At 38.4% G+C, this 1,723-nt stretch carries 1 protein-coding gene; it reads right to left on the minus strand.

From position 1 onward, the window contains the following. Positions 1–4: 4 nt before the first annotated feature. Entirely contained in the window at positions 5–1,408 is a 1,404-nt protein-coding gene (locus tag PX481_RS02845) for a metallophosphoesterase family protein (protein ID WP_288093577.1), read from the minus strand. Positions 1,409–1,723 lie beyond the last annotated feature (315 nt).

The following is a 1,723-nucleotide window of genomic DNA, read 5'->3' on the forward strand; positions in this document are numbered from 1 at the left end:
ATTGTCACAACACAAATTTCACAAAAAAGGGATGACCGCTCTTTTTAACTTGATTAAGTTGACCCCAATTTACCCCATCATTAGAGGTGTAAAAATTAGCACCAGAACAGCTATTTGAGGATAAACCTGTAGGACAAGCATAGTCAAAAGTAAGAGAGTTACCCCCTACTTGGGAATAGACTGCACTTCCTTGGGTGCCATATAGTCCGGGAGCATCTTGTAACCAGAACTTGACCTGTTCTCCGGGGTTAATCTGTTGAGGAGGACTGACAACATAATAACCGTGTTCATTAGTTGCAGGTTTAGTTAAGGTTAAGGTTGACTTTCCTTGAGTGTTATCAATACTAACATAACAGGAATAATCCATTGACATCGAGGAAATTACTGAGTCCGGCGGGGCAGCAAAAGGAACAATTTGATAAGAATTATTCTGCTTTATTACTTGACAAACATTACTTTGGCAGGTATCTGTATCAATCACAGCAAAAGTAAAGGTTTGTGGGGGAACATCGGGACTGGAAGGACACTCAAACCCATCATTAACATATTGAACAAAGCCATTAGTTATACCTAATTTCGGAGCGTGGGTATGTCCTAAAACGATTAAATTTGAGTTAGATTCTAAAGCGGATTGTTGAGCAAACCAAGCAATATAAGTTCCACTTAAATCAGCGATCGCCGATTTGCCCGTAATCATTTCACCATTAGTACATCCTCCCCAATCAGCAATCCACTGATCTTGTAAACCACTATATATCTGTTTAGCATCTGCCATAGTTTTTGTTTGGCCATTCGCTAAAATAATCGGCTCATTTTCCGGTATTCCAGTTACTTTAATTATGTAATCAAGCACGGCACTGACTAAGTTACCTGAAGTAATGAGAGAACCAACCGAGGAAACCAAACCACTTAAATCGATTCCGTTAGGATTACCTTGTCCCGATAAATCAGCAACAGTTTGTCCCGGAGTAAGGGTGTTGTTTAACATATAACCTATAGCTCGGGTAACAAAATGACCAACAGGTAAAGGACTCAGGGAAGATTGAAGATCGGGAGCATTAAACATGGTAAAAATGTTACCATGAGTAAAAGCCATTTTTTGTCCATTGCTAGAGGTGACATAATAAATCGTATCTGAACAATATTTGATCTTGTAATTAGCTGAGTTTTGAATGTTATTTAAGTCATTTTGAGTGACATTCATGTCATGGTTTCCATTGACATAAGTTACATTCCCTTGGAGAGCAGTTAAAGCTTGACTTAACTTTCCCGTTGCTCCAAAAATATTAGGATTGGCGTTAATTATATCAACGGTAGCCGGAGGAGTAAAATTAGGCGGATAAGTCCAAAAGTCGAACAGATCACCAAGTAAAATTAGCTCCTGAATAGAGTCAGCGTTATCAATCACATAATCTAGAATCGCTGACTAATACGGTTCATGAAAACTTTTTTGATACCAATTAGTAGGGACATTCGTGCCAATATGTACGTCACTTAAGACAACAATTTTATTCTTTGCCATGATAGATTTTCTCTCCTTGTCAAAAAGTAAAGTGGTTGATATTCCTAGAGCAAAATTTATATAGGGTCTGCTGAATAAATCTAAAAACCTTGTTGGATAAGACTTTTGGACTTTTTTCCCCTCAAAAAGTGCCAGCCATTGCGGGGATCGGGGGAAAATTCAGGTACTTTTTCCCTGAAAATTAGGTAGTTGACCACCTCA

The sequence above is a fragment of the Microcystis sp. M53603_WE2 genome, assembly GCF_030065435.1.